At 70.4% G+C, this 23,694-nt stretch carries 20 protein-coding genes; 8 read left to right on the plus strand and 12 right to left on the minus strand.

The genetic code is table 11. From position 1 onward, the window contains the following. Positions 1-46: 46 nt before the first annotated feature. On the plus strand, positions 47-2,653 hold the full coding sequence (locus tag OV207_RS23755; RefSeq protein ID WP_267557466.1) for an adenylate/guanylate cyclase domain-containing protein: 2,607 nt from the start codon (positions 47-49) through the stop codon (positions 2,651-2,653). On the opposite strand, the gene OV207_RS23760 is transcribed toward OV207_RS23755, so the two are convergent. The 7 genes from OV207_RS23760 to OV207_RS23790 form a co-directional block, all read right to left on the minus strand. Beyond that, positions 2,646-3,017 carry a (2Fe-2S) ferredoxin domain-containing protein gene (locus tag OV207_RS23760; RefSeq protein ID WP_267557467.1) on the minus strand — a complete coding sequence of 124 codons (372 nt, stop codon included), beginning with the start codon at positions 3,015-3,017 and terminating at the stop codon, positions 2,646-2,648. The two genes, OV207_RS23755 and OV207_RS23760, sit on opposite strands and share 8 nt — an antisense overlap. A gap of 174 nt (positions 3,018-3,191) precedes the next feature. Next, entirely contained in the window at positions 3,192-3,968 is a 777-nt protein-coding gene (locus OV207_RS23765; protein WP_267557468.1) for a NuoI/complex I 23 kDa subunit family protein, read from the minus strand. A 48-nt stretch (positions 3,969-4,016) separates the two neighbouring features. Further along, positions 4,017-5,462: a complex I subunit 1/NuoH family protein gene (locus OV207_RS23770; RefSeq protein ID WP_193429833.1), complete on the minus strand. Its 1,446-nt coding sequence runs from the start codon at positions 5,460-5,462 to the stop codon at positions 4,017-4,019. Between the two features lie 2 nt (positions 5,463-5,464). Further along, on the minus strand, positions 5,465-7,345 hold the full coding sequence (locus OV207_RS23775) for a 2Fe-2S iron-sulfur cluster-binding protein (protein ID WP_267557470.1): 1,881 nt from the start codon (positions 7,343-7,345) through the stop codon (positions 5,465-5,467). Then, the gene (gene nuoD, locus OV207_RS23780; RefSeq protein WP_193429835.1) at positions 7,342-8,601 is read right to left on the minus strand and encodes an NADH dehydrogenase (quinone) subunit D; all 1,260 of its coding nucleotides are present in this window, start codon (positions 8,599-8,601) and stop codon (positions 7,342-7,344) included. The genes OV207_RS23775 and nuoD overlap by 4 nt, the downstream gene beginning before the upstream one ends. A gap of 11 nt (positions 8,602-8,612) precedes the next feature. Next, the gene (locus OV207_RS23785) at positions 8,613-9,131 is read right to left on the minus strand and encodes an NADH-quinone oxidoreductase subunit C (protein WP_120532092.1); all 519 of its coding nucleotides are present in this window, start codon (positions 9,129-9,131) and stop codon (positions 8,613-8,615) included. 170 nt (positions 9,132-9,301) lie between these two features. Next, positions 9,302-10,615 carry an adenylate/guanylate cyclase domain-containing protein gene (locus OV207_RS23790; RefSeq protein ID WP_267557471.1) on the minus strand — a complete coding sequence of 438 codons (1,314 nt, stop codon included), beginning with the start codon at positions 10,613-10,615 and terminating at the stop codon, positions 9,302-9,304. Between the two features lie 114 nt (positions 10,616-10,729). On the opposite strand from OV207_RS23790, the gene OV207_RS23795 reads away from it, so the two are divergent. Both OV207_RS23795 and OV207_RS23800 read left to right on the plus strand, forming a co-directional pair. Beyond that, positions 10,730-12,910 (plus strand): sulfatase-like hydrolase/transferase, encoded by a 2,181-nt coding sequence (locus OV207_RS23795; RefSeq protein ID WP_267557472.1) that lies wholly within the window; start codon positions 10,730-10,732, stop codon positions 12,908-12,910. Further along, complete coding sequence (locus OV207_RS23800) at positions 12,897-13,370, plus strand: PaaI family thioesterase (protein WP_193429837.1); 474 nt, start codon at positions 12,897-12,899, stop codon at positions 13,368-13,370. Before OV207_RS23795 ends, OV207_RS23800 begins: the two co-directional genes overlap by 14 nt. Before the next feature lie 88 nt (positions 13,371-13,458). Here the strand turns inward: OV207_RS23800 and OV207_RS23805 are convergent, their stop codons facing one another. After that, a complete protein-coding gene (locus OV207_RS23805; RefSeq protein WP_193429838.1) occupies positions 13,459-14,022 on the minus strand; it encodes an NADH-quinone oxidoreductase subunit B in 564 nt (187 codons plus the stop codon). 6 nt (positions 14,023-14,028) lie between these two features. Continuing rightward, the gene (locus tag OV207_RS23810; protein WP_193429839.1) at positions 14,029-14,397 is read right to left on the minus strand and encodes an NADH-quinone oxidoreductase subunit A; all 369 of its coding nucleotides are present in this window, start codon (positions 14,395-14,397) and stop codon (positions 14,029-14,031) included. A gap of 244 nt (positions 14,398-14,641) precedes the next feature. Here OV207_RS23810 and OV207_RS23815 point away from each other — a divergent pair, with 244 nt between their 5' ends. Further along, entirely contained in the window at positions 14,642-16,189 is a 1,548-nt protein-coding gene (locus OV207_RS23815) for a methyl-accepting chemotaxis protein (RefSeq protein WP_267557473.1), read from the plus strand. 13 nt (positions 16,190-16,202) lie between these two features. Here OV207_RS23815 and OV207_RS23820 read toward each other — a convergent pair whose 3' ends face one another. Beyond that, positions 16,203-17,030 (minus strand): PHP domain-containing protein, encoded by an 828-nt coding sequence (locus OV207_RS23820; protein WP_267557474.1) that lies wholly within the window; start codon positions 17,028-17,030, stop codon positions 16,203-16,205. A gap of 197 nt (positions 17,031-17,227) precedes the next feature. On the opposite strand from OV207_RS23820, the gene OV207_RS23825 reads away from it, so the two are divergent. The 3 genes from OV207_RS23825 (at position 17,228) to OV207_RS23835 (ending at position 19,597) form a co-directional block, all read left to right on the plus strand. Further along, a complete protein-coding gene (locus OV207_RS23825) occupies positions 17,228-18,451 on the plus strand; it encodes a deoxyhypusine synthase family protein (RefSeq protein ID WP_193429842.1) in 1,224 nt (407 codons plus the stop codon). Positions 18,452-18,497: 46 nt separating this feature from the next. After that, on the plus strand, positions 18,498-18,935 hold the full coding sequence (locus OV207_RS23830; RefSeq protein WP_193429843.1) for an OsmC family protein: 438 nt from the start codon (positions 18,498-18,500) through the stop codon (positions 18,933-18,935). Between the two features lie 134 nt (positions 18,936-19,069). Next, positions 19,070-19,597 (plus strand): hypothetical protein, encoded by a 528-nt coding sequence (locus OV207_RS23835; protein WP_193429844.1) that lies wholly within the window; start codon positions 19,070-19,072, stop codon positions 19,595-19,597. A gap of 18 nt (positions 19,598-19,615) precedes the next feature. On the opposite strand, the gene speA is transcribed toward OV207_RS23835, so the two are convergent. Further along, positions 19,616-21,625 (minus strand): biosynthetic arginine decarboxylase, encoded by a 2,010-nt coding sequence (gene speA / locus OV207_RS23840; protein WP_193429845.1) that lies wholly within the window; start codon positions 21,623-21,625, stop codon positions 19,616-19,618. A 231-nt stretch (positions 21,626-21,856) separates the two neighbouring features. On the opposite strand from speA, the gene clpX reads away from it, so the two are divergent. Continuing rightward, positions 21,857-22,930 carry an ATP-dependent Clp protease ATP-binding subunit ClpX gene (clpX, locus tag OV207_RS23845; RefSeq protein WP_267557475.1) on the plus strand — a complete coding sequence of 358 codons (1,074 nt, stop codon included), beginning with the start codon at positions 21,857-21,859 and terminating at the stop codon, positions 22,928-22,930. Here the strand turns inward: clpX and OV207_RS23850 are convergent. Continuing rightward, positions 22,920-23,681 (minus strand): CvpA family protein, encoded by a 762-nt coding sequence (locus OV207_RS23850; RefSeq protein ID WP_267557477.1) that lies wholly within the window; start codon positions 23,679-23,681, stop codon positions 22,920-22,922. The two genes, clpX and OV207_RS23850, sit on opposite strands and share 11 nt — an antisense overlap. Between the last annotated feature and the right edge of the window lie 13 nt (positions 23,682-23,694).

Here is a 23,694-nt window from a genome sequence, read left to right on the forward strand (position 1 = left end):
TGTCCCATAGGCGCTGGGCCCCGACGCGCTATCCTGGGGGCCGCCCGTGCAACGCCTCCGCATCCACTCCTCCGGCCGCCGCTTCCTCCAGCGCCTTGGCTTCTCGCTCGTCCAGGCGGCCGTGTTCGGTTGTCTGCTGGGCCTGCTCGTGTCCCAACGCGTGTCGCGCCCCGTGCGTCCGGACGACACGCCCGCGCCCCTGCTGTCTCCCTCCGGCATCGTGGACCTGCTGTCGGGCTGGCTCGACGGCGGCGAGCGCGTCTTCTACGACTGGCGCATCCGCCAGCTGGGCGAACGCTCCGAGCGCTCCGACCGCGTGGTGCTCGTCTCCATCGACGATGACACGCTCGCGGAGGCCCAGCAGGGCCCCCGCGCCGACATCGCCGCGTACCCCTGGCCGCGTCAGGTGGTGGGCGGCATGGTGCACCGGCTGGTGGAGGAGGGCGCCTCCGTGGTGATGCTGGACTTCGCCTACCCGGAGCTCAGCCCGCGCGCCTGCGTCACCCCCACCCGCACCGGGCGGGGCGCGCTGTCGCAGGACGACGACGCGCTCCGGGACCTCCTGGACAAGGACCCCGGCCACTCCGTGCTCGCCTTCCGCTGGGGCGCGGAGGGCACCCGCAGCCTGCCGCCCACGGGACGTCTGTGGCCCTACCGGGTCCGCCTGGGCAGCTACCCCGGCCCCTCGGAGGCCCGCGCGCGCGCCCAGTCCGTGCTCGCCCTCCAGCGCCCGGCCTTCCTCATCCCCGCCGGCAAGGGCCTGGAGGTCTGGGCCGGCGTCGCCGACGAGGGCGAGGGCCGCAGCCTGGGCGAGCAGCTGGGCGCCGTCACGGCAGCCATCCAGGAGCGCCGCGCCGCGGACGACGCCTTCCGCGTGGCGCCCGCGGACCTGTTCCTCGCGCTGGCCTCCGTGCAGGTGGCGGGGTTGGATCCGGAGAAGCTCCTGGAGGTGCGCCAGCTCCAGCACCCGGTGACGCCGCTCCTGGGCACCTCCAGCGGCTACGGCGCCACGACGCTGCCCGCGGACCCCGACGGCGTGGTGCGCGGCGTGCCCCACCTGGTCGCGTACAGCCCGCGCGGCGGCGAGCGCTACGTGCTGCCCTCGCTGCCGCTGGCGGCCGCCATGCGCCTCGCGGGCACGCAGAAGCTGCGGTACGCGGACGGGCGGCTCTTCATCGGGGACTCGTACTCCGTGCCCATGGACGCGTCCGGCTACAGCCTGCTGCGCTGGGAGGCGCCGTCCGCCACCCGGGGCGCCCGGGGCCCGCTGGCCCGCTCCATCCGCGCGTGGAACGTGCTGCTCAACCTCTTCGACATCCAGGCGGAGCGCCCGGCCCGCTTCGACCACGACCTGGACGGCCGGGCCGTCATCCTCACCAACACCAGCAGCTACGCGCCGGAGCGTCGGGTGACGCCCATCGGCCCTGGCATCGCCAACGGCGCCATCCTGGGACAGGCGCTCGCCAACATCCTCGCGTCGGACGGCATCACCCGGGTGCCGTCCCGCGTCGACATGGTGGCCACCATGGGGCTCGCGTTCATCGGCGCGTTCCTGGCGCTGTCGTTCAGCTGGCTCTTGCGCTCGGTGTGGGGGGCCATCCTCTTCGTCAGCGTGGTGGTGGCCGCGGGCGCGGGCTACGTCGGCGCGGCCGGCTGGTTCTTCGTCAACGAGCGGCTGTGGATCGCCGTGGCCGGCCCGCTGTGGTCCATGGGGCTCGCGTTCCTGGTGACGACCGTCTACGCCTTCCGCACCGAACAGGACGTGCGCGACTTCGTGCACAGCGCCCTGGGCCGCTACGTGAGCCCGGACGTGGCGCGGCTCGTCGCGCGCGACGTGAGCCTGATGCGGCCGGAGCGCCGCAAGATGACGGTGTACCTCTGCGACATCGAGGGCTTCACCCGCCTGTCGGAGGTCCTCCCGCCGGAGCAGCTGGTGCCCCTGCTCAACACCTTCCTCACGGAGATGACGTCCGTGGTGCGGGCCACGGCGGGGCAGGTGGACAAGTACATCGGCGACTCGGTGATGGCCTTCTGGGGCGCGCCCGTGCGCACGGATCGCCACGCGCACCTGGCCTGCGAGGCGGCGCTGAAGCTCCAGGCCGTGCTCGCGCAGCGCCAGCCCCTCTGGGAGAAGCAGTTCGGCCACCGGCTGTCGGTGCGCGCCGGCATCGACACGGGGGACCTGCTGGTGGGCGACATGGGCAGCGAGCTCAAGTCGAACTACACCGTCATGGGGGACGCGGTGGGCATGGCCGGCCGGCTGGAGGCCGCCAACAAGCAGTACGGCACCCAGGTGCTGGTGGGCGAGGCCACCGCGCAGCTCGCCAGCGACGCGTACGTCTTCCGCGAGGTGGACCGCGTGCTCGTGCGCAACCGCGAGCAGCCGGTGCGCGTGCACGAGCTGCTGGGCCGCAAGGGTGAGTTCTCCCCGGAGAAGCAGGCCGGCATGGCCCTGTACGAGAAGGCCCTCACCGCCTACTACGCGCGCGACTTCCTGGTGGCCCAGGAGCTGTTCCGCCGCTGCGCGGTGGAGCACGGCGACGCGGTGGCCCACGTCTACGTCCAGCGCTGCCAGGGCTACGTCCTGACGCCGCCCCCGGCGGACTGGGATGGCGTCATCCGTTGGCGCCGGCGCAGCTCCGACCTCAAATAGGCTGGCCGTCGTCGCCGGAGTCCGGCTGGCCGAACAGCTCCTTCACGGGAGCGTCGTCCTGGATGTGCTCGCCCACCACGCGGGTCATCTTCTCCGCCGTCATGCCGGAGTAGTACACCTCACCGGGCCACCCCATGAGCTGGTAGTCCTCCGGGGACAGCGGGTCGCGCTTGCGGCCCGTGTCCTCGCGCACCACCACGTTGGGCCCCATGTGGCAGAAGCCGTAGCAGCCGCCCCGGTACAGCTCGCAGCGCGTCTGGAGTCCCCGCGCCGCCAGCGCCTCGCGCGCCGCCACGTGCACCGCGTCCGAGCCGCCCTCGCGGCAGCTGGAACCCTTGCACACGGACATCCGGTAGCGCTTCATCGCCGGACCCGATGTGCCCGGTTGGCACCACGCGCATTGAAGAGCTTCAGCGTCACCACATGCCCCCTGAAACGGCGGCGGCCCGCCCTTCCGTGAAGACGAGGAAGGAGGCGGGCCGGGATGCGTACGAAGGGGCGGAAGAGGACAACCCGCCCCGTAGGGTGCTGCCAGAAGCTACTTGAGGAACTTCGTCACCTGGATGGGACCCTGCTGCGTCACCACCGCCTGTCCACCCGAGGGCAGCGCCTTGCCGTGGCCGTGGCCACCACCGTGGCCGTGGCCAGCCCCCAGCGAGTGCGGCGTCTTCAGCTCCACCAGGCCCTCGCCGATGCGCGTGTGCGCTTCCTTGTGGACGTGGTGCGGCTCCGAGGAGCTGTCGCGCTTGTTCCACGGATCCGACGGGTGCGAGACGGCCGGCCCCTTGAGCAGCTTGGGGATGTCGTAGACGAAGTTCTGCCGGTTGTACTCGGACGGCGTGTGCATGTACGTGTCCATGCGGATGGCGTCCTTCGGGCACGCCTCCACGCACAGGCCACACACGATGCAGCGCAGCTCGTCGATGACGAACTGGGTGGGGTACTTCTCGATGACGACCGACTCCGAGTCGGCGTCCGTCGTCTCGTACTCACCCGCCTCGATGTAGATGCACTGCGCCGGGCAGATGGTCGCGCACATGTAGCAGGCCACGCAGCGCGGCTTGCCGTCGTCGCGCGGAACCAGCCGGTGCAGGCCGCGGTAGCCCTCCGGGTAGATGGGCTTCTCTTCCGGGTACTCCACCGTCGTCATCAGGTTCATGCCCGTGCGGTCCTGAACCTCGGGGTTCGGATCGCGCGTGCCAAACATGTTGCGGAAGAAGTGCTTGGTCGTGATGGCCAGACCGCGCAGCAGCTCCGGGATGTACATCCGCTCGCGGATGTCCGTGCGCGGATCCTGGGAAGCATTGAACGCCATGGTGTCTTGTCTCGCTTCCGGCGAAGGGCTGTGCCGGACGGAGCGCCGCTAGTGCGCGCCCGCCGGGGAATGGGAGTGGGGGTCCGCGTGCGCCGGCAGGTCATGCCCGCCGCCCGCCGGCTGCCCGTGGGCGTCGTGCCCGTGGCCGTGCGCCGTGTCGTGCGCGCCCGCCGCCTTGGAGCCCCTGGACATCGTCAGCGCGACGACGAAGCCGATCTGCAGCAGGCCCACGATGCCCAGCAGCCGCAGGGACGGATCCCACAGCACCAGCGCGCCGCTGATGAACACGTTCGCCAGGCCCGCCGGCAGGAGGATCTTCCAGCCCAGGTTCTGGATCTGGTCGTAGCGGAAGCGCGGGAAGGTCCAGCGGATGACCAGCTGCACCCAGATGAGCAGGACGACCTTGATCCAGAACACCGTGCCCAGGATGGTGCCGTACAGCCAGCCGTGCTCCTGCATCAGGGGCTGCGCCGCCAGCCACTCGCCGCCGAAGGGCAGGTGGTGACCGCCGAAGAACAGCGCCGTCGTGACGCCGGCCAGCACCACGACCTCCATGAACTCGGAGATCATGAACATGCCGAACTTCATGCCGGAGTACTCCACGAAGTAGCCGATGATCTCCGACTCGCCTTCGGGCGCGTCGAACGGCGCGCGCTTGGTCTCCGCGAAGGAGGCCACGAAGAAGGCGATGAAGCCCAGGGGCTGGATGAAGATGCCCCAGGCGGGCAGCCCCAGGTCGAAGGCGCCGTCGGAGCGCCACAGGTAGCGCGCCTGGCCGGTGCCGGCGACCAGCGCGTTGCCCACGTCACCCACCAGCGCGGGCAGCTGCACGGAGGAGAACGCCAGGAAGAGGCCCACGAGCGCCAGGCCCAGCGCCACTTCGTAGGCGATCATCTGCGCGGAGGCGCGCACGCCGCCCAGCAGGGCGAACTTGTTGTTGGAGGACCAGCCGGCCAGCGACGTGCCGTAGACGGCGAGCGACGCGATGGCGAGCACGTACAGCATGCCGAAGTCCGGCGTGGCGACGACCATGTCCACCGTCTTGCCGAACACCGTCACGGACGGGCCGGCGGGCACCACCGCGAACAGCGCGAACACCGGCGCGAACGCGAGGATGGGGCCCAGGTTGAACAGGAACTTGTTCGCCGTGCCGGGGACGAAGTCCTCCTTGGTCAGCATCTTCAGCACGTCGGTGATGATGTGCGGGATGCCGCCCAGGGAGCGGTTGCCCAGGCCGGGGATGGCCAGGCGCGCGCGGTTGGGGCCCACGCGGTCCTGCATGAACGCGCTCCACTTGCGCTCGGCGAGCGTGAGGAGCGTGGCGATGATCATCACGAAGGTGAGCATCAGGAAGAGGATGTTCGTCAGGCGGCTGGCGCCCGTGAACAGGTGCTCTTCCACCAGCCCGCCCACGAGGTACGCCGTGGCCACTCCGCCCGCGAGGGCGAAGATGCAGAAGGCCATGGCGAACAACATTGTCAGGATGCGGCTCATGGTCAGATGCCCCTCACGCGCGGCGCGCCGAATTCACGGTAGCCCGGCGGACGGCCGTCGGCCCCCGACGGCAGCGGATTGATGCCCGGCTTCTCCCGGTCCGGCGGAGAGGCCTTGTCCCAGTTGAACTCGGCGAACTCGGCCACCTTGGCCGACAGCGCCCGCCACACGTCGCGCGCGGAGGCGTGCGCGGCCTCGCCGCCCAGCTCGCGCGTCAGCTCCGTGGCCCACTTCCAGTGAGGCGAAGCGTCCCCCTTGGAGGGGTACGCCTTGCGGAAGCGCTGGGTGATGCCGTCCTGCTGGGTGAACGTGCCCTCGTCCTCGATGTGCGCGCTCGCCGGCAGCAGCACCGTCGCCTGCGCCGTCACGGGGGACTCGTTCTGCGCCTGGGCGACGAACACCTCCAGCTTCGCCGCGACCTCCGCGAAGGCGGCCGCGTCCGTGGGGACCTCGGTGCCCACCGCGTACAGCGCCTTTACCTTGCCGGCGTTGATGGCGGGGCTGAGCTCCTCGAAGCCCTTCAGCGACAGCCCCAGGCCCTTGGCGATGAGCGCCAGGCCCTGGCGGTTGGGGTTCTTGTCCGCCGTCATCAGGTAGTGGTCGGCCTTGCCCTGCGGCCGGCCGCCCACGAACACCGTCGTCACGCCCAGCGTCTGCTTCGCGAACGTCAGGCCCGCCAGCAGGTCCTCGTTGGACGCGAGCGGCGAGGCCAGCACCGCGAGCTGGGAGGCGCCCACGAGCGGCTTGAGCGCCTTGGCCGCGGCGACCACGGCGTCCTTGCGCGTGAGCGCCGGCTGCACCGTGTCCCGCGCCGTCATGCCGCGGCCCACCTGGGCGGCGAGCACGCGGCCCACGTTCAGGTCGCGGTAGGACAGCCGGCCCTGGTCGCACATCCAGCTCTTGTTGATGGCCTCGTTCTCACGCGGGCGGTAGCGGTAGGTGTCCTGGGACATCCAGTCCGCGGAGATGCTGCACCCGCGCGAGCAGCCCGTGCAGACGGACGGCGTGGCGGACAGGAACCAGGAGCGCGCCTTGAAGCGGAAGTCGCGGCTGAGCAGCGCGCCCACCGGGCACACGTCCACGGTGTTGAGCGAGTAGTTGCTGTCCAGCTCGTTGCCCGGGAACACGTCGATGCGCTCGTGGCTGCCACGGCCGAAGACGCCCAGCTGCGGCTCCTTCGGGATCTCATTCATGAAGCGGACGCAGCGCGTGCAGATGATGCAGCGCTCCTGATCCAGCACGACGCGGGGCCCCAGCACCTTGCGCTTGTGCTTGAGGGCCTTGGTGCCCTCCAGGCGCGACGGCCGGTAGTCGTACTTCATGTAGTAGTCCTGCAGCTTGCACTCACCGGCCTGGTCGCAGATGGAGCAGTCGACCGGGTGGTTCAGCAGCAGGAACTCCATCACCGCGCGCTGCTGCTCCTTGACCTTGGGGGTCGTGGTCTTGATGACCTGACCCTCGGCCATGGGCGTCTGGCAGGCGGGGACGAGCTTGGGCGCGTTGGACGCTTCAATGAGGCAGATGCGGCAGTTGGCCGCGATGGAGAGGCGCGGGTGGTAGCAGTAGTAGGGGATCTCCGAGCCGACCGACTTGGCCGCCTCGATCATGTTCGTCCCCGGCTTGACCACGACCTCCTTGCCGTCCACCACCGCCGTCACGAAGCCCGGGTTCTTGGGCTGCGGCTTGGGCGGAGGGCCGCCGGCCGGCTTGGGCGGAGGCGTGCCGGTGGGGCCGCTGGCGGCCGCCGGAGGGGTGTCCATCTTCGGCCCGGCGGGCGGGTTGGACGGCTCCGGGCCGATCTTGGCCGCAGGCGTGTCGGTGGGGGCGCCCTTGGGGGGCGTCTGCGCGTCACCGGTGGGCTTCTTCGTGTCGTTGTCGCTCACTGCTCGACCTCGCCGCCGATCATGTTGATGGTGTCAAAGGTGGGAACGAGGTCCGCCAGCATCTTGCCCTGGATGATGTGCGGCAGCGCCGCGAGCACCGGGAAGCCCGGGGCCCGGACGTGGACCTTGTACGGCCGGCCGCGACCGTCGCTCACCAGGTACCAGCCCAGCTCGCCGTTGGAGGCCTCGGTGGCGTCGTAGACTTCACCGGGGGGCACCTGGATGCCCTCCATCACCAGCTTGAAGTGCGCCATCACGCCTTCGATGGTGCCGTACACCTCCGGCTTGGGCGGCAGCGCGATGCGCCAGTCGTCCACGATGATGGGGCCGGCCGGGATGGTGTCCATGGCCTGGCGCAGGATGCGGATGGACTGACGCATCTCCTCCAGGCGCACGAGGTAGCGGTCGTAGTTGTCGCCGTGCTCGCCCACCACGGACTCGAAGTCGAAGCGCTCGTAGACCCAGTACGGGTGCGTCTTGCGCAGGTCGTGGTCCACGCCGCACGCGCGCAGGGCGGGGCCCGTCCAGCCGTAGTCGATGGCGTCCGCGGCGGAGATGATGCCGGTGCCCTTGGTGCGGTCCACGAAGATGCGGTTGCGCGTGAGCAGCCCGTCCATCTCCTGGAGCAGCTCCTCCGTGCGGGTGAGCGTCTTGTGGACCTTCGCGATCCAGCCTTCGGGCAGGTCGCGGTTGATGCCACCCACGCGGCCGAAGCTGGTGGTGAGGCGCGCGCCCGTGAGCTCCGTGACGCGGTCCTGGAGGAGCTCGCGCGCCTCCATGCCGTAGAGGAACGGCGCGAAGCCGCCCATCTCCAGGCCGGTGGCGCCCACGCACGTCAGGTGGTCGGTGAGCCGGTGCAGCTCACTGCCGATGACGCGGATGTACTGGGCGCGCTCGGGGATCTCCAGGCCGATGAGCTTCTCCACGGCGTTGAGGAACCCGAAGTTGTTCATCATCGCGGACAGGTAGTTGAGCCGGTCCGTGTACGGCAGGCACTGCGTCCAGGTGACGTTCTCGCAGCTCTTCTGGAAGCCGCGGTGGAGGAAGCCGATCTCCGGGTCGATCTTGACGATCGTCTCGCCCTCCAGCTCCACCTTCAGCCGCACGGTGCCGTGCGTGGCCGGGTGGGACGGGCCCATGTTGATGACCATGTGCTTCGACTGGAAATGGGACTCCAGCTCCGACTCCTCGTGGGCGAACCCATCCGTGTCGGGGTTGAAGGGCTTCGTCGCGTCGGTGTTGTGGCTGTCGGCCATGGGAGGTCTCGTCAGGCGACGCCGCTGGTGCCGGGGCCGCGGAAGATGTCCTTGATGGGGCGCTCGGGGATCAGCGGCTGCCGGTCACGCAGCGCGTAGTCCTTGCGCAGGGGGTGGCCCTGGAACTCCTCGTACAGGAGGATGCGGCGCAGGTCCGGGTGGTCCACGAAGCGGATGCCGTAGAAGTCGAACGCCAGCCGCTCCCACCAGTTCGCGCCTCGGTACACCGCCGCGAGGGAGGGCACCTCCGGCCGGGTCTCGGTGACGCGCACCTTCAGGCGCACGTGCTCCTTCCGGCTGAGCGAGTACAGGAAGTAGACGATCTCGAAGCGCGGATCGTTCTCCGCCAGGTGCAGGCGGTCCACGGCGTCCGCGGAGCCGAACAGCTTGAAGTCCAGCTCAGGGTCCATCTTCAGGAACGTGGCGACCTTCGGCAGCCACTCCGCATGGATGACGGCCCAGGCTCCGCCAGCGCGGTCCACATAGCGCTCCGCGACCGCCTCGGGAAACTGGGCGGCGACCCGGTCCAACGCGAAAATGCTCAAGGGGGGCCTCGAATAACGACAGAGGAAACCGCGGCTTTATAAGGACCGTTCGCGGGAGGCGTCAACGTAAACCCTCAACCATGTAGGCCACTTAGGTGGCCCAGTAGCCCGCGTCGCGATCCACCCCCTGCCTGGCCGCGAGCAGGCGGCGCCGCTCAGGCCGCCGCGCCAGGCCCGAGGGCGGGCGCGCCCTCGTCGGTGTAGGGGACGAAGGTCACCACCGGCTGGCTCTTGCCGGGGACGATGGCGACCGGCGCGGGGGCCCAGCGGAAGGCGTCGCCCGCCCGCTCGCGGGTCGCCTGGGAGACGAGCACGGCGACCCCGAAGCCCTTGGTCAGCCGCTCGATGCGGTTGGCCAGGTTCACGGTGTCGCCAATGGCGGTGTACTCCAGGCGCCGGAAGGGCGACCCGATGTTCCCCAGCACCACGGGGCCCGAGTGCACGCCCACGCCCATCCGCAGGCCCACCTCGCCCCGGGCGGCGCGCTCGGCGTTGACGGCCTCCAGCTCGCGCACCATCTCCAGGGCGCACCGGGTGGCGCTCCGGGCATGGTGGGCATCCGGCAGCGGGGCGCCGAAGTACACCATGAGTGCGTCCCCGATGAACTTGTCGAGCGTCCCGCCGTGGCGGAACACCACCTCCACCATGCGCCCGTAGTACTCGTTGAGGATGGTGACCACCTGCTCGGGGGGCAGCCGTTCGCTCAGCGAGGTGAAGTCGCGCACGTCCGCGAACAGCACGGACACCTCGCGCAGCTCCGGGGCGGGGGTGTCGCGGTCCTGGAGGCGCTCGGCGACGGCGGGGGAGAAGTAGCGGCCCAGGCGGGCGCGCTGGAGCTCCTCCTGGGTGACCGCGGCGGACAGCAGGCGGATGCGCTGGAGCAGCCGGGCCGCGCCCGCCGCCGTCATGGCCAGCATCACCGCGCCGGCCACCTGGGCCCCTCCGCCGATGGAGGCCTGACGCTGGAGCGCCACCTCCGCGACGATGGCGATGACGGTGACGAGCAGCGTGACGGACCGGCGCAGGCTCAATGCGGACAGCAGCACCAGCGCGGCGAAGATGCCCAGCGTGAAGCCGGCCACGCCGCCTGGAGACGGGGACACGGGCAGCGCCAGGTGCTGGAGCCAGTACACCGCGGGCACGTCCACGAACGCGACGGACAGGGACGCCCAGCGGGCGACGCGCGAGGAGGCGGTCACCGCCACGGCGACGACGGAGGTGCACACCAGGTACAGCGCGAACGGCCCCAGGTAGACGTCCCAGTCGTGCAGGTCGCGCCCTCGGCCCAGGTAGACCGCCATGCCGAACAGGATGCTCACGGCGCCCAGACGGACCCACGCCAGGTGGCGGCCGTTGGATTGACGCTCCACGGCAAGCGCGCGGCGTACGGACTCCTGGAGGCTGTCGCTGCGCGTGGCGCTGGAAGGCAAGAGGTCCCCCCGACCGACGGACGTGTCGACCCGGAACAATCCCGAGGCCATCTTGCAACGAGGCGGCCTGCGGCGCACGTCCGGGAGTCCTTGAAAGCCCGGTGGAACACAGACGTGGCCAGGGAATGCCCGGACGGAGTAGACGCAGGGGTCATGTCCGTGCGGTCCGTCGCCTCCCTGCTCCGCGCCGGTTCGGTGCGCCTGGCCCTTGGCGCCCTGCTGGGGCTCATGTTGTTCGCCGCCGAGACGGCCTGGCTGCTCAAGGCCGGGGTCGTGGGCGTGGACATCCCGCTGGACGGCCCGTACGCGGCGCTCGCGGCGGCCGTGCGTCCGCTGTTGCCGGGCGTCGTCCTGCGCGTGGCCACCGTCTACCTGGTGGCGGGAGGATTGCTGGGGCTCGCCTCGGCGGTGCTGGCCCGGGCCTGGACGGGGCGGGGCGGGTGGGTGGCGCTGGGCGTGACGGCGCTGCACTGGGTGGCGCTGCTCCTGTTCTGGGCGTGGGACCGGGCCCTGGAGCGGCCCGCGCTCTTTGATGACCTCCCGGCGGTGCGGCCCGTGCTGGCGTGGCTGGTGGATCACGGTGAGCCGTGGCAGGCGCGGCTGGCGGTGGGGACGTGGGTGGTGGTCCATCTGGCGGTGCTGGGCGCGCGGGGTGTGCTGGCGCTGCGCCGTCGGGCCGTGTCGGAGGCCCCGGTGGCCACCCCGGCTTCGACGCTGATGCCTGTGTCGGTGCTGGGTCCAGAGGCCGCCCCGGTCGCGCTGCCGACCGTGGCCCCAGTGCTCGCTCTGCCTCCTGGCAGGGGAGGCGGCTTTGGAAGGTGGGCGGTGGGCGGTGGGCTGACCCTGGTGCTGGTGGGCGCGGGACTCGTGGTGCGCCCCCAGGCGAAAGCGGAGCGCAAGCCGCTGGTGGTGGTCATCGGCATCGACGCGTTCCGGCCGGACCGGCTGGGCCGCTCGGGGCGCGGGGTGGCGCCCCACGTGGAGCGCTTCCTCGAGGACGCGACGCTCTTCACCCGGGCCTACACACCGGTGGCGCAGACGGAGCCCGCCTGGCGCTCGCTGCTCACCGCGCGCTGGCCGTACCGCACCGGCGTGCGCTACCCGCTGACGTCCGATGCGCGCCTCGTGCTGGCGCCCACGTTCGCGGAGCGCTTCTCGGAGGCCGGGTGGCGCACGGTGTTCGCGACCGACTGCTCGCGCTTCCACTTCGAGGGGCCCGCGTCCGGCTTCACCCGGCGCTGGCAGCCCCCGCGGGGCGCGCTCAACTTCGCGCTGGAGAAGCTGCGCTACCGGGCGCTCGGCCTCTTCGCGGACAACGCCGTGGGCGCCGCGTGGGTGCCCGAGTTCATCGACAACCGCGCGCTGGCGGGCATCCATGATCCGATGGGCTACGCCCGGCGGCTGTCCCGGGGGCTGGTGGCCGAGGCGGAGGCGGGCCCGCTGCTCTTCGCCTTCCACGCCACGGCGGCGCACTTCCCCGGCGATCCGGTGTACCCGTTCTACCGCCGCTACGTGCCGCCCACCGAACCGCTGGAGCGCCGGCTGCGCATGCACTTCGCCCCGGTGACGCCGGGCGCGAAGGGCGCGTGGACCCGCGAGGGCTCCGAGGGGCTCTACGACGAACTGCTCGCCCAGGCGGATGCACAGGTGGGGACGGTGCTGGACGCGCTCCGGCATTCCGGCCGCTACGACGACGCGACCATCGTGCTGCTGTCGGATCACGGCGAGAGCTTCCACGCGGATCGCCCGGACCTGGCCGGCGCGACGCCAGCGCATGGCGCGCGCCTGAGCGATGAGGAGAACCGCATCCTGCTCGCGGTGAAGCCGCCCGGAGGCCGGGGGTGGGGCCCCGCGGAGGTGGATGCCCTGGCGCGCCTGGTGGACGTGGGCCCCACGCTGCTGGAGCTGTCCGGCCTGCCCGCGCTGCCGGAGGCGGACGGCCTGTCGCTCACGCCCCTGCTGCGCGGCGAGGCGCGTCCGCTCGCGCCGCTGTACGCGGAGACGGGCTACACGCACGTGAGCCCGGAGGTCTTCGACCCTGGCCACTGGCCCGGTTCGCCGCGCACCTTCGACGCCTACCGCCTTCGCCCGGACGGCGTGGTGGAGATGAGCGACGCGGCGGACGCGGCGGTGCTGCGCGAGAAGGACGAAGGCGCGTTCGACGGCCAGCGCTGGTGGGTGGACCGGCCGCAGGCGGACGGCAGCGTGCGGCGGACCTGTTCGGGCGAGTGTGAAGGGCCGGACGCGGAGGCGCTGGCGGCGTGGCTGGACGCCGTGCGGGAGCGCACCGACGGGGCCGCTTCACGTAGAGTCGCCGGCCATGTCGACGACTGAATCCCCCGGCCTCCAGGAAACGTACGCCCCCCACAACACCTGCTTCGGGTGTGGCCCGTCCAACCCGAAGGGGCTGCGCATCCGCAGCCGCGTGGAGGGGGAGCAGGTCGTCGCGGACTGGACTCCGGAGGACCACCACCAGGCGTTCCCCGGCGTGCTCAACGGCGGCATCATCGGCGCGCTGCTGGACTGCCACAGCAACTGGACGGCCGCCTACCACCTGATGAAGGCGCAGGGCGCGGACTCCCCGCCGTGCACCGTCACCGCTGACTACGCCATCGTCCTCAAGCGGCCCACGCCCATGGACGGGCCGGTGCACCTGTCCGCGAAGCCCGTGGACATCCAGGCCGACCGCGCCGTCATCGAGGCCACGCTCACCGCCGGCGGCAAGGTGACGGCCACCTGCCGGGGCACCTTCGTCGCGGTGAAGGAAGGCCACCCGGCGTACCACCGCTGGTAGCCCTCCTGGAACGCCGAGGGCCCCGTCGCCGGCCTCGTGGAGGAGGCAGCGCGGGGCCCGTTCATGCAGCGGCGTCGGTGGAGAGGGGCTACTTGCCGGCGGAGAGCATGCGGGCGTGGTTCGCCGCCGTCTCGTTGGGCTGGCCGGTGTCACGCAGCCGGTGAACCTGGTTGCCGATCTTGTCCTGCAGCAGCATCAGGCCGTCCAGCACCTGCTCCGGCCGCGGCGGGCAGCCGGGGATGTAGACGTCCACCGGGATGATGCGGTCGATGCCCTGGAGCACCGCGTAGTTGTCGTAGAAGCCGCCCGAGGACGCGCACACGCCGAAGGACACGACCCACTTGGGCTCGGTCATCTGCTCGTAGACGCGCTTGAGGATGGGGGCCTGCTTCAGGTTGATGGTGCCCACCACCATCAGCAGGTCGGCCTGACGCGGCGAGAAGCGCGGGAACTCCGCGCCGAAGCGCGAGATGTCGTGCCGGCTGGCGGCCACGGACATGTACTCCATGCCGCAGCAGGCGGTGGCGTACGGGTACGTGAACAGGGAGTACTTGCGGGCCCAACCCAGGCCCTTGGACACCAGCTTCTGGAAGAAGCCCGTGGCCTCGTCCCGGCGGGTGGCGATGATCGGTGCGATGTCGGTGTCGGCCATGATGTCTCAGCTCTCCCAGTCCAGGGCGCCCTTCTTCCAGACGTAGATAAGGCCCACGACCAGGGTTGACGCGAAAACCAGCATCTCCATGTAGCCGAACCAGCCGAGCGCCTGGAAGTTCACCGCCCAGGGGTACAGGAACACCGCTTCCACGTCGAACACGATGAACAGCAGGGCGATCACGTAGAACTTCACGGCGAAGCGCTGGCGGGCCGGACCGCTCGACTCGGAGCCTGCTTCGAAGGGGGCCGACTTGGTGGTGCTCGGGCGCTTGGGCCCCAGGCGGCTGGTGACCTGCGGGATGATCATCGCGAGGACGCCGGCCAGCAGGAGCACCACCAGCAGCGGCAGGTACGGTGCGAGGGGTGTAGTCATCGGGCGCGGAACCTAATGACACCGCTGGCGCCGTGTCAAAGGGAAACGCCCCCGCCCGCGGAGCGCCAACCCCTTGAGAAGACGGCCGAAATGCCCCGTCCCTCCCGCCTGCTCCTCCACCCGCCGTCCCGCCCGGACGCAGGCGCCGGCCTGGGGGGAGGGAAGCTTCCGGCCCGCGTTTGACGCTCGGGGGGCCGACGCCTAGCGTCAGCCCCTTTCCGATCATCTGCTGGGAGCACCCGACATGTGGGGCCGTCTGAGCTTGCGGATGCAGGTGGCGATCGCGGTGCTGCTCCCGTGCCTCGCGGTGGTGTTCTTCAGCGGGGTGTACTTCCCCGCCCGGCAGCGCGCCACCGCCCTGGAGGTGCTCGCGCGGCGGGCCCTGACGGTGGGGACGCTGGTGTCCCGACACCCGGCGCTGGCGCTCCCGGACTCCGCCCCGGACGCGCGCGCGCGGCGGGACGACGTCTTCGCGCAGGTGGAGTCCGGCGGCTTCACGATCCTGTTCCAGGAGCTGTCCCGCGAGGACGGGACCGTCATCGAGTCCCGCGGCCAGGTTCCCTCCGGCCTGGCGCCTCCGACGACGCCCTCTTCCGGAGGATGTTCCGTGACGCGGCTGCCGGAGTCGGTGGTGGTGCGCTGCGAGCACGGGGGGCACGTGTACCGCGCGTGCTTCGGCACCCAGGAGGTGCAGGCCGTGATGTCCGCGACGGAGGGCTATTCGCTGCTGGGCTCCCTGGGCGCCGCGGTGCTGGGCCTGGGGCTGGCGGTGATCATCAGCCGCGCCATCGCGGATCCCGTGTCGCGGGTGACGCAGGTGGCGCGCGAGGTGGCCCGGGGCGACGTGTCCCGGGGCGAGCTGGACGTGTCCGCCGCCGGAGAGGTGCGGCTGATGGCGACCTCCTTCAACGAGATGCTGGGCACGCTGCGCGCCACGGTGATGGAGCTGGTGTCGCGCACGGAGCAGCTGTCCAGCGCGTCGCGCGGGCTCATGGGCGCGTCCGCGGATCAGGAGCACGTCATCAGCCAGCAGGCCGCGTACGCGCAGCAGATCGCCGCGACGTTCGAGGAGCTGAGCCGCACCGCCGAGCAGATCTCCTCCTCCACGGAGGTGGTGGAGACGAGCGCCCGGCGCACCCATGACGCGGTGGCGGAGGCGATGGCGGTGGTGGCCCAGGTGGTGGGCGGCATCAACGACATCCGCACCGAGTCCAAGGGCGTGGCGGACGCCATCGTCGGGCTGAACAAGGACCTGCAGCAGGTCTCCAAGATTGCCCAGGTCATCAACCAGGTGGCGGAGCGCAGCGACCTGCTGGCGCTCAACGCGGCGCTCGAGGGCACCAAGGCGGGCGACGTGGGCCGGGGCTTCTCGCTGGTGGCCGCGGAGATGCGGAAGCTGGCGGAGAACGTGTCCGCGTCCGCGCGCGACATCGCCCGCATCGTGGAGAAGGTGCAGGACTCCGGCGAGGAGGCGGCCTCCAAGGCGCGCGTGGGCATGGCGACCAGCGACCGGGGCGTGGAGGTGGCCGAGCAGGCGTCCGCCGTCTTCCTGCGCATCGTGGACCTGGCGCGCGGCACCAGCGAGGCGGCGCGGCAGATCACCATCGCCACGCGGCAGCAGCGTCAGTCCAGCGAGCAGGCGGTGCAGGGCGCCCGCAACGTGGCGGATCTGGTGAAGCAGGGCGTGGACGCCACCGGCCGCACCACCCGCATCGCCCAGGACCTCCAGTCCGTCGCGGAGGGGCTCACCGCCGTGACGAGCCGCTTCAGGACCCAGCCGCCGCGCTCCTGAGCGGGGCGGAACTTCAGGCGGAGGCGGACGGCGCGCGGGCGCGCAGCTTCTGGAACAGCTCCGGGGGCATGGCCGCGACGCCCAGGCGGTGGTCGGGCGACACCTCCTCGCCGTGGAAGTCGCTGCCGAAGGTGGGCACCAGGTCGAACTCCGCAGCCAGCGCCAGGTACTTCTGCCGCAGGCCGGGGTTGTGGTCTGCGCTCAGCACCTCCAGGCCGGACAGGCCCGCCTGCGCCAGCGCCTTGAGCTCCACGCGCTCCATCTTCGACGAGCCGGGGTGGGCGAGCGTCGCGGTGCCGCCCGCGTCGCGGATGAGGCGGATGGCCTCCGCGCCCTCCAGCTTGAAGCGCTCCACCCACGCCGCGCGCCCCGTGCCCAGGAAGCGATCAAAGGCGGCCTTCATGTCGATGCACCAGCCCTGGTTCACCAGCACCCGCGCCAGGTGCGGGCGCCCCAGCTGCGCGTCCCCGGCCACCTTCAGCACGTGCTCCATGCGCACCGGGAAGCCCAGCTCGCGCATGCGGGCGACCATGGCCTCCATGCGCTGCGTGCGCTCGTCGCGCAGCCGGTCCGCGAAGCGCGCCAGCTCCGGGTCCTCCGGGCGCAGGAAGTGGCCCAGGATGTGGGCCTCCCTGCCGTGGACGAAGGCGGACAGTTCAATGCCGGGCACCAGCTCCACCCCGTGGGCGCGGGCGGCCTCCCGGGCCTCGGCGAGCCCCGCCACCGTGTCGTGGTCCGTCACCGCCAGCACCGTCACCCCGGCGGCGGCGGCGCGCGCCACCAGCGTCGCGGGCGGGTACTGGCCGTCACTGGCGGTGGTGTGCGAATGCAGGTCGATCATGGCGGGCCCTCCAGGGGGCCGGGCGGCTGGGCAGGCTCCCTTATGCCACTTCCACGCGGGAGGGGGCCGGAAGAGCAGGCCCTGTGTGAATCAGCACGGCGGCCGGATTGTTCCTGTCCTCTGCCTGTCTTCCGGGGAGGGGTGGGGGTGAAGCCGGGCCTCCCCTTGTCCGGCTGGCGGTGTTAGATCGCCGCGCCATGGCCAAGACCCCGACCCCGAAGAAGTCCACCCTTCGCGCCGCCTACGCGAACGCGCGCAAGGCGGATCCTCGCCCCATCACCGGCAAGGAGAAGCCCGCGGAGCTGCTCGCGCACGCCTTCAGCGCCTACGTGGGCCGGCAGGAGCGCACCGCGTTCGAGCTGATGCAGCAGTCGGTGCAGCAGGACGCGTCCATCTTCCTGACGCTGTCGGGCGCGATGACGCCCGCGGGCCTGCACCAGTCCTGCCTCATCCCGCTGGTGGAGAAGGGCATCATCTCCGCCATCACCACCACCGGCGCGAACCTCTACCACGACGCCCACCGCATCATCGGCCACGGCATCCGCGAGGTGAACCCCAACGCGGGCGACCTCCAGTACCGCCTGGCGCGCATCATCCGCATCTACGACCTGGGCTTCTGGGAGGAGGCGCTGCTCGACACCGACCGCCTCTTCTCCGCCATCCTCCGGCAGCCCCAGTTCCAGAAGAAGATGACCACGCCGGAGTTCCACTACCTGCTCGGCAAGGCCATCCACGGCATCGAGAAGGAGCTGGGCGTCAAGCAGCCGTCGCTGCTGTCCACCTGCTACAAGCACGGCGTCCCCATCTGGGTGGGCGCGGTGCAGGACGGCTCCATCTTCCTCAACGTCGTGAAGCTCAAGCGCCTGCTGGGCGACGAATTCAAGTTCGAGCTCGACATCAACGACGACGTCTTCTCCATGGCCGCGATGCAGCACTACTGCCGCCACAACGGCAGCGGGAAGCTGGCCATCTGGATCCTGGGCGGCGGCGTGCCCAAGAACTACACGCTCCAGGGCGAGCCCCTGCTGGATCAAATCCTCAACGTCCCCACGTCGGGCTTCGACATCGACGTGCAGTTCTGCGTGGACCCGGTGGACAACGGCGCGCTGTCCAGCTGCCCGGCCGGTGAGGGCCACACCTGGGGCAAGGTGTCCGTGGAGGCGGTGGAGACGGGCTCCATGTACGTGCACTGCGACGTGACGGCGGTGTTCCCGTGGCTCACGCACGCGCTGTTCAGCGAGCCCAAGAACAAGCGCAAGCCCATGCGGCTGATGGACAAGATGGACGCCGCGGTGAAGTTCCTGGACGCGGCCGTGAAGAAGCGCAGCAAGGCGCTGATGAAGACCCTGGACTGGAGCGTCGAGGACGCCGAGCCCTCCACCGAGAAGGATGCGAAGGCCCACGACGCCTACGTCCGTTAGAGAAGGTCCCCTGCCTGGAAGTCCCTCAAGTCCCAAGGAGCCGGTGATGAGTCAGCAGTCCGCGGTGCCCGCGACGGGCGTGGTGATGACCCTGGTGAGCGCTCCCCAGTTCAAGACGCAGGTGACGCACGGACCGTCGGGCGCGAAGCTGCCCACGGAGGCGCCGAAGGACAACGGGGGCACCGGGGGCAGCTTCTCGCCCACGGACCTCATGGCGACGGCGCTCGCGTCGTGCGTCGTGACGACCATGCAACTGGCGGCCACCCGTGAGGGCTTCACCCTGGGCGAGGTGAGCGCGTCGGTGGAGAAGCGGATGAGCCCGCCGCCGCGCCGCATCGCGGAGCTGGTGCTGTCCATCCTGCTGCCCTCCGGCCTCGCGCCGCCGCAGCGGGCGATGCTGGAGAAGATCGTCCACGAGTGTCCGGTGGCGCGCAGCCTGCACCCGGACGTGAAGGTGACGGCGTCGTTCGGCTACCCGGACTGACGCCGCACCCGCTGGAGGGCTGGCGGGGGTCTGCCTGGCCGCCCGCCCTCCGGCCACCGGATTCAAGGTGCGGCCACGCGCCCGGATGCCCACCCTGGGCTGAGGCTATTGACGCTCCGGGGAGGGCACGCCGAATGAATCTGAAGCGACTGGGCATCTACCTGAACGACCACCTGATGGGCTCCACGGTGGGTGTGGACCTGGCGCGCAGGACAGAGCAGGAGAACCGCAGCAACCCGGTGGGCACGTACCTGTCCACGCTGATTCCGCTCCTGGAGCAGGACCGCGCCACGCTGCTGGCGGTGATGTCCTCGCTGGAGGTGAAGCCGGATCCGCTGAAGGTGGGCGGCGCGTGGGTGGTGGAGAAGCTGTCGCGGCTGAAGCTCAACGGCTCCTGGCTGCGCTACTCCCCGCTGAGCCGCCTGGTGGAGCTGGAGGGCCTGTGCGTGGGCTCCCACGGGCGGGTGTCCATGTGGAAGAGCCTGGAGAAGGTGGCCGCGAAGGAGCCGCGCCTGGCGCGGTTCGACTTCGCCTTCCTGGCCGAGCGCGCGGAGGGACAGCTGCTCACGCTCCAGAACCTGCGCCTGCGCGCGACGGAGGCCGCGTTCATGGACGCGTCCGTCGAGACCGGAGAGGACATCCCGGTCCCGACGGAGGCGTAGTCCTTCCGTGAATCTGAATCAGGTGCCCGAAGGGGACACCGGGGGACGGACCGCCCCGTTCTCCGGCCCGGGCAGCAGGCGCAGCTGGCTGGCGGAGGTGAACGTCGCGTCCACCTCCCGCTCCAGGTACGTGTAGCCCGACAGGCCGTCCTCGTAGACGCGCAGCAGGTTGCGCGACTCGTCCAGGGTGATGCGGCCCTGGCGCAGCGCCAGCTCCGTGAACTTGCGCAGCTTCGCGACGAGGTCGTCCTTGTTGTAGCTGACGTAGTTGAGCACTTCCGTCACGGTGTCGCCCGCGACGACGTGGTCGATGAGGTAGCCGCCGCCCGGGGCCAGCGACACCTGCACCGTGTGCGTGTCCCCGAAGAGGTTGTGCAGGTCGCCCAGGATCTCCTGGTACGCGCCCACCAGGAAGATGCCCAGGTAGTAGTCGTCGCTGTTGAGCGCGTGCAGCTCCAGCGCGTCCTTCACCTCCCGCTTGTCGATGAAGTGCTCGATCTTCCCGTCCGAGTCGCAGGTGATGTCCGCCAGCGTCGCGCGCCGGGTCGGCTTCTCCGCGAGGCGGTGGATGGGCATCATGGGGAAGAGCTGATCAATGGCCCAGGAGTCGGGCAGCGACTGGAACACGGAGAAGTTGCAGAAGTACGTGTCCGACAGCTGCTTCTCCAGCGCCTCCAGCTCCTCCGGAATCTCCCCGGACTCGCGCGCCACGCGCAGGATCTTGTGGCAGATGGCCCAGTAGAGGTTCTCCGCCGCCACGCGCTGCTCCAGCGACAGGTGGCCCAGGGAGAAGAGCTGGAGGCTCTCCTCCTTGGAGTCCTGCGCGTCGTGGAAGGCCTCGATGACGTTCTTGTTCGTCACCTCGCGGAAGGTGGACCAGAGGTTGCGCACCACGGAGGGCGCCTTGTCGTCCACCTTCTCGGGCGTCTGGGTCGGGTCGAACTCGCTCGTGCCCAGCACGTCCACCACCAGGATGGCGTGGTGCGCGACGACGGCGCGGCCGGACTCGGAGACGAGCGTGGGGTGCGGCACGCCCGCGCGGTCACACGCCTCCATCACGCCGAAGACGACGTCGTTGGCGTACTCCTCCGTCGTGTAGTTCATGGAGGAGGCGAAGTTCGTCTGGGAGCCGTCGTAGTCCACGCCCAGGCCGCCGCCCACGTCCAGGTACTTCAGCGGGGCGCCCTGGCGGGCCACCTCCACGTAGAAGCAGCCCACCTCGCGCAGCGCGTTCTTCACGTTGCGGATGTTGGAGATCTGGCTGCCCAGGTGGAAGTGCAGCAGTTCGAAGGAGGCCAGCAGGCCCGCGTCCTTCATGAAGCTGATGCAGGACATCAGCTCCGACGAGGACAGGCCGAACTTGGAGCGGTCGCCTCCGCTCGCCTCCCACTTGCCGGCGCCGCGCGTGGACAGCTTCACGCGCATGCCCAGCCGGGGCGCGATGCCGGTGCGGCGGGCGACCTCCGCGATGAGGGGCAGCTCGCTGGGCTTCTCCACCACGAGGATGACGTTGCGGCCCAGGCGCGAATAGAAGAGGGCCGTCTCGATGTACTCCTCGTCCTTGTAGCCGTTGCAGATGACGAGCGCCTCCTCGTTGTCGAGCAGCGCCATCACCGCGAGCAGCTCCGGCTTGCTGCCGGCCTCCAGCCCGTAGGTGAACTCCTTGCCCGCCTCGATGATGGTCTCCACCACGTAGCGGTGCTGGTTCACCTTGATGGGGTACACGCCCCGGTACAGGCCCTTGTAGCCCTGGTCCGCGATGGCCTTCTTGAACGCGTTGTTCAGGTGGACGACGCGGTGGCGCAGCACGTCCGTGAAGCGCAGGAGCAGCGGCAGGCCGATGCCCCGGCGGCGGACCTCGTCCACCAGCTCCTTGAGGTCCATGCTCGGAGCGGTGGGCCCGTCCGGGTGGACGCACACGTGGCCCTTGTCGTTGATGCCGAAGTAGGGCGAGCCCCAGTTGCGGATGCCGTACAGCTCATGGGCATCGGCCAGGGTCCAGCGGTGCTGAGGGGCGGTAGCGGGCATCGTTGTTTCGTTGCCTCCGGGAGGAGCGTGCGGCGGATGGAACTCCCATGAACAAGGGAGGGGGCCGGACTATCGGAAACGTCCCGGGCATTCAATAGCCGCCTGTTCGAGGAGCAGGCAGGCGGGCAGGGGCCCCATTCCGGTGCTGGCCCTGCTGGGCCGGTCAGCATCCAATTCCTACCCTTCCACCTGGAAGCCCAGGGAGGCCGAGTGGAGAGAAGGGGAGGGTACATGGAGTCGTCCGCACGCAGGGAAGAAGCACCTTTGACCCCGCGCGAGATCTTCGAGCGGTTGGACCGCTTCGTCATCGGACAGGACGCCGCGAAGCGCGCGGTGGCGATCGCCGCGCACAACCATCTCAAGCGCATCCAGGCACGCCGGATGCGCCGTCAGTCCCTCATCAAGAAGTCCAACATCCTGCTCATCGGCCCCACGGGCAGCGGCAAGACGCACATCGCGCGCAACCTGGCGGACATCCTCCAAGTGCCCTTCACCACCGTCGACGCCACCGAGTACACGGAGGCCGGCTACTACGGGAAGGACGTGGAGGTGATGGTGTCCGACCTGCTCTTCAAGGCGAACCACTCGGTGGAGGACACCCAGCGGGGCATCATCTTCATCGACGAGGTGGACAAGATCGCCCGCCGCACCCAGGGCGCGCGCAACGGCGCTGGCAGCCGCGACATCGGCGGTGAGGGCGTGCAGCAGTCCCTGCTGAAGCTGCTGGAGGGGCGCGAGGTGCACGTGCCCATGAACGTCACCCAGGCGTGGAACAAGAGCGACTTCGTGCAGGTGGACACGCGCGACATCCTCTTCATCTGCGCGGGCACGTTCAGCGACCTGCACGACTTCGGCGACGACGGCGGCCGGACGATGGGCTTCGGCTCGGACGCGGGCGACGTGAAGAAGAAGGAGAAGCGCATCTCCACCCGGCAGCTGGTGGACTTCGGGATGATGGCGGAGTTCCTGGGCCGCATGCCGGTGATGGTGCAACTGGAGCGGCTGGGCGAGCCGGAGCTGCTGCGCGTGCTCACCGAGCCGCCCGACGCCATCACCCGGGAGTTCAAGGAGCTGCTGTCCCTGGACGACATCGAGCTGGAGTTCCCGGAGGGCGGCCTGCGCGAGGTGGTGCGCTACTCCGTGGCGCGCGGGCTGGGAGCGCGCGGCCTGCGCTCCATCCTGGAGCACGTCATGTCGGACGTGATGTTCGAGGCGCCGGAGCGGCGGCACCGTCAGGTGGCGGTGGACGCGGACTTCGTGAAGGCGCGCCTGTCCAGCCTGGACGACGTGGAGCTCAACGCTTGAGGGACGTCTTCTCCGCGGCCCGCGCGGCGGCGCCCAACCGCGCCGCCGTCTGCGGGTCCTGGATGAGCTGGAGGATGGCGTCGTTGCGCAGCAGGGCCTGAGAGTCGCCTCGCTGGAGGGCGCCCTTCAGGTCGTGCTGCTTGAGGGCGGCCTGGAAGCGCGGATCCATGAGGAGGGCCTTGAAGGCCGGGTCGTCCTGGAGCCTGCGCGCGCGCTGCGGATCCTGGGTGGCCTGGGCCACGTGCACCAGGTCCTTCAGGGGCGCGAACTGGGTGAGCTCGAAGAGGTTGTAGCGGCGGGCCATCTCGAAGGAGACGGAGCCCATGGGGGACACGCCCACGCGCTTGCCGGCGATGACGACGTGCTGCTCCATGAAGGTGAGCGCGCTCAGACAGACCCAGAAGATGGCGGCCATCTTCCCGCCGCCCAGGATGAAGCCCAGGGTGCGGTCCACGCCGCGCTCGTCCGGGTTGCTCCCGGAGAGGAAGCGCATGAGCAGCGCGCTCAGGGCGTAGCGCACGGTGAGCCACGTCACGACGAAGACGAGCACCGTCCCGGCCAGGGTGCCCACGAGCAGCGGGGCGCCCAGGGCCGCGGCCAGCTTGGGGCCGATGATGGGCGCGAGCTTGCGTGAGACGAAGTAGCCCACCGCGAGGCCCGCGGTGTTGGCCACCTGCCGCGACGCGCCGGACAGGGCGCCCAGCAAGCCGAAGAAGAGCACCAGGCCCAGGAGGATGAGGTCGATGGCCATGAAGGGGGTTCCC

The sequence above is a fragment of the Corallococcus sp. BB11-1 genome (genome assembly GCF_026626625.1).
GTDB classification, from domain to species: domain Bacteria; phylum Myxococcota; class Myxococcia; order Myxococcales; family Myxococcaceae; genus Corallococcus; species Corallococcus soli.

Bases quoted from the DNA above. Each gene is read 5' to 3' on its own strand.
- OV207_RS23760 (WP_267557467.1), bottom strand. From the start codon at position 3,017: ATGAAGCGCTACCGGATGTCCGTGTGCAAGGGTTCCAGCTGCCGCGAG.
- OV207_RS23765 (WP_267557468.1), bottom strand. From the start codon at position 3,968: ATGGCGTTCAATGCTTCCCAGGATCCGCGCACGGACATCCGCGAGCGG.
- OV207_RS23770 (WP_193429833.1), bottom strand. From the start codon at position 5,462: ATGAGCCGCATCCTGACAATGTTGTTCGCCATGGCCTTCTGCATCTTC.
- nuoD (WP_193429835.1), bottom strand. From the start codon at position 8,601: ATGGCCGACAGCCACAACACCGACGCGACGAAGCCCTTCAACCCCGAC.
- OV207_RS23795 (WP_267557472.1), top strand. From the start codon at position 10,730: ATGTCCGTGCGGTCCGTCGCCTCCCTGCTCCGCGCCGGTTCGGTGCGC.
- OV207_RS23800 (WP_193429837.1), top strand. From the start codon at position 12,897: ATGTCGACGACTGAATCCCCCGGCCTCCAGGAAACGTACGCCCCCCAC.
- OV207_RS23805 (WP_193429838.1), bottom strand. From the start codon at position 14,022: ATGGCCGACACCGACATCGCACCGATCATCGCCACCCGCCGGGACGAG.
- OV207_RS23810 (WP_193429839.1), bottom strand. From the start codon at position 14,397: ATGACTACACCCCTCGCACCGTACCTGCCGCTGCTGGTGGTGCTCCTG.
- OV207_RS23815 (WP_267557473.1), top strand. From the start codon at position 14,642: ATGTGGGGCCGTCTGAGCTTGCGGATGCAGGTGGCGATCGCGGTGCTG.
- OV207_RS23820 (WP_267557474.1), bottom strand. From the start codon at position 17,030: ATGATCGACCTGCATTCGCACACCACCGCCAGTGACGGCCAGTACCCG.
- OV207_RS23825 (WP_193429842.1), top strand. From the start codon at position 17,228: ATGGCCAAGACCCCGACCCCGAAGAAGTCCACCCTTCGCGCCGCCTAC.
- OV207_RS23830 (WP_193429843.1), top strand. From the start codon at position 18,498: ATGAGTCAGCAGTCCGCGGTGCCCGCGACGGGCGTGGTGATGACCCTG.
- OV207_RS23835 (WP_193429844.1), top strand. From the start codon at position 19,070: ATGAATCTGAAGCGACTGGGCATCTACCTGAACGACCACCTGATGGGC.
- speA (WP_193429845.1), bottom strand. From the start codon at position 21,625: ATGCCCGCTACCGCCCCTCAGCACCGCTGGACCCTGGCCGATGCCCAT.
- clpX (WP_267557475.1), top strand. From the start codon at position 21,857: ATGGAGTCGTCCGCACGCAGGGAAGAAGCACCTTTGACCCCGCGCGAG.
- OV207_RS23850 (WP_267557477.1), bottom strand. From the start codon at position 23,681: ATGGCCATCGACCTCATCCTCCTGGGCCTGGTGCTCTTCTTCGGCTTG.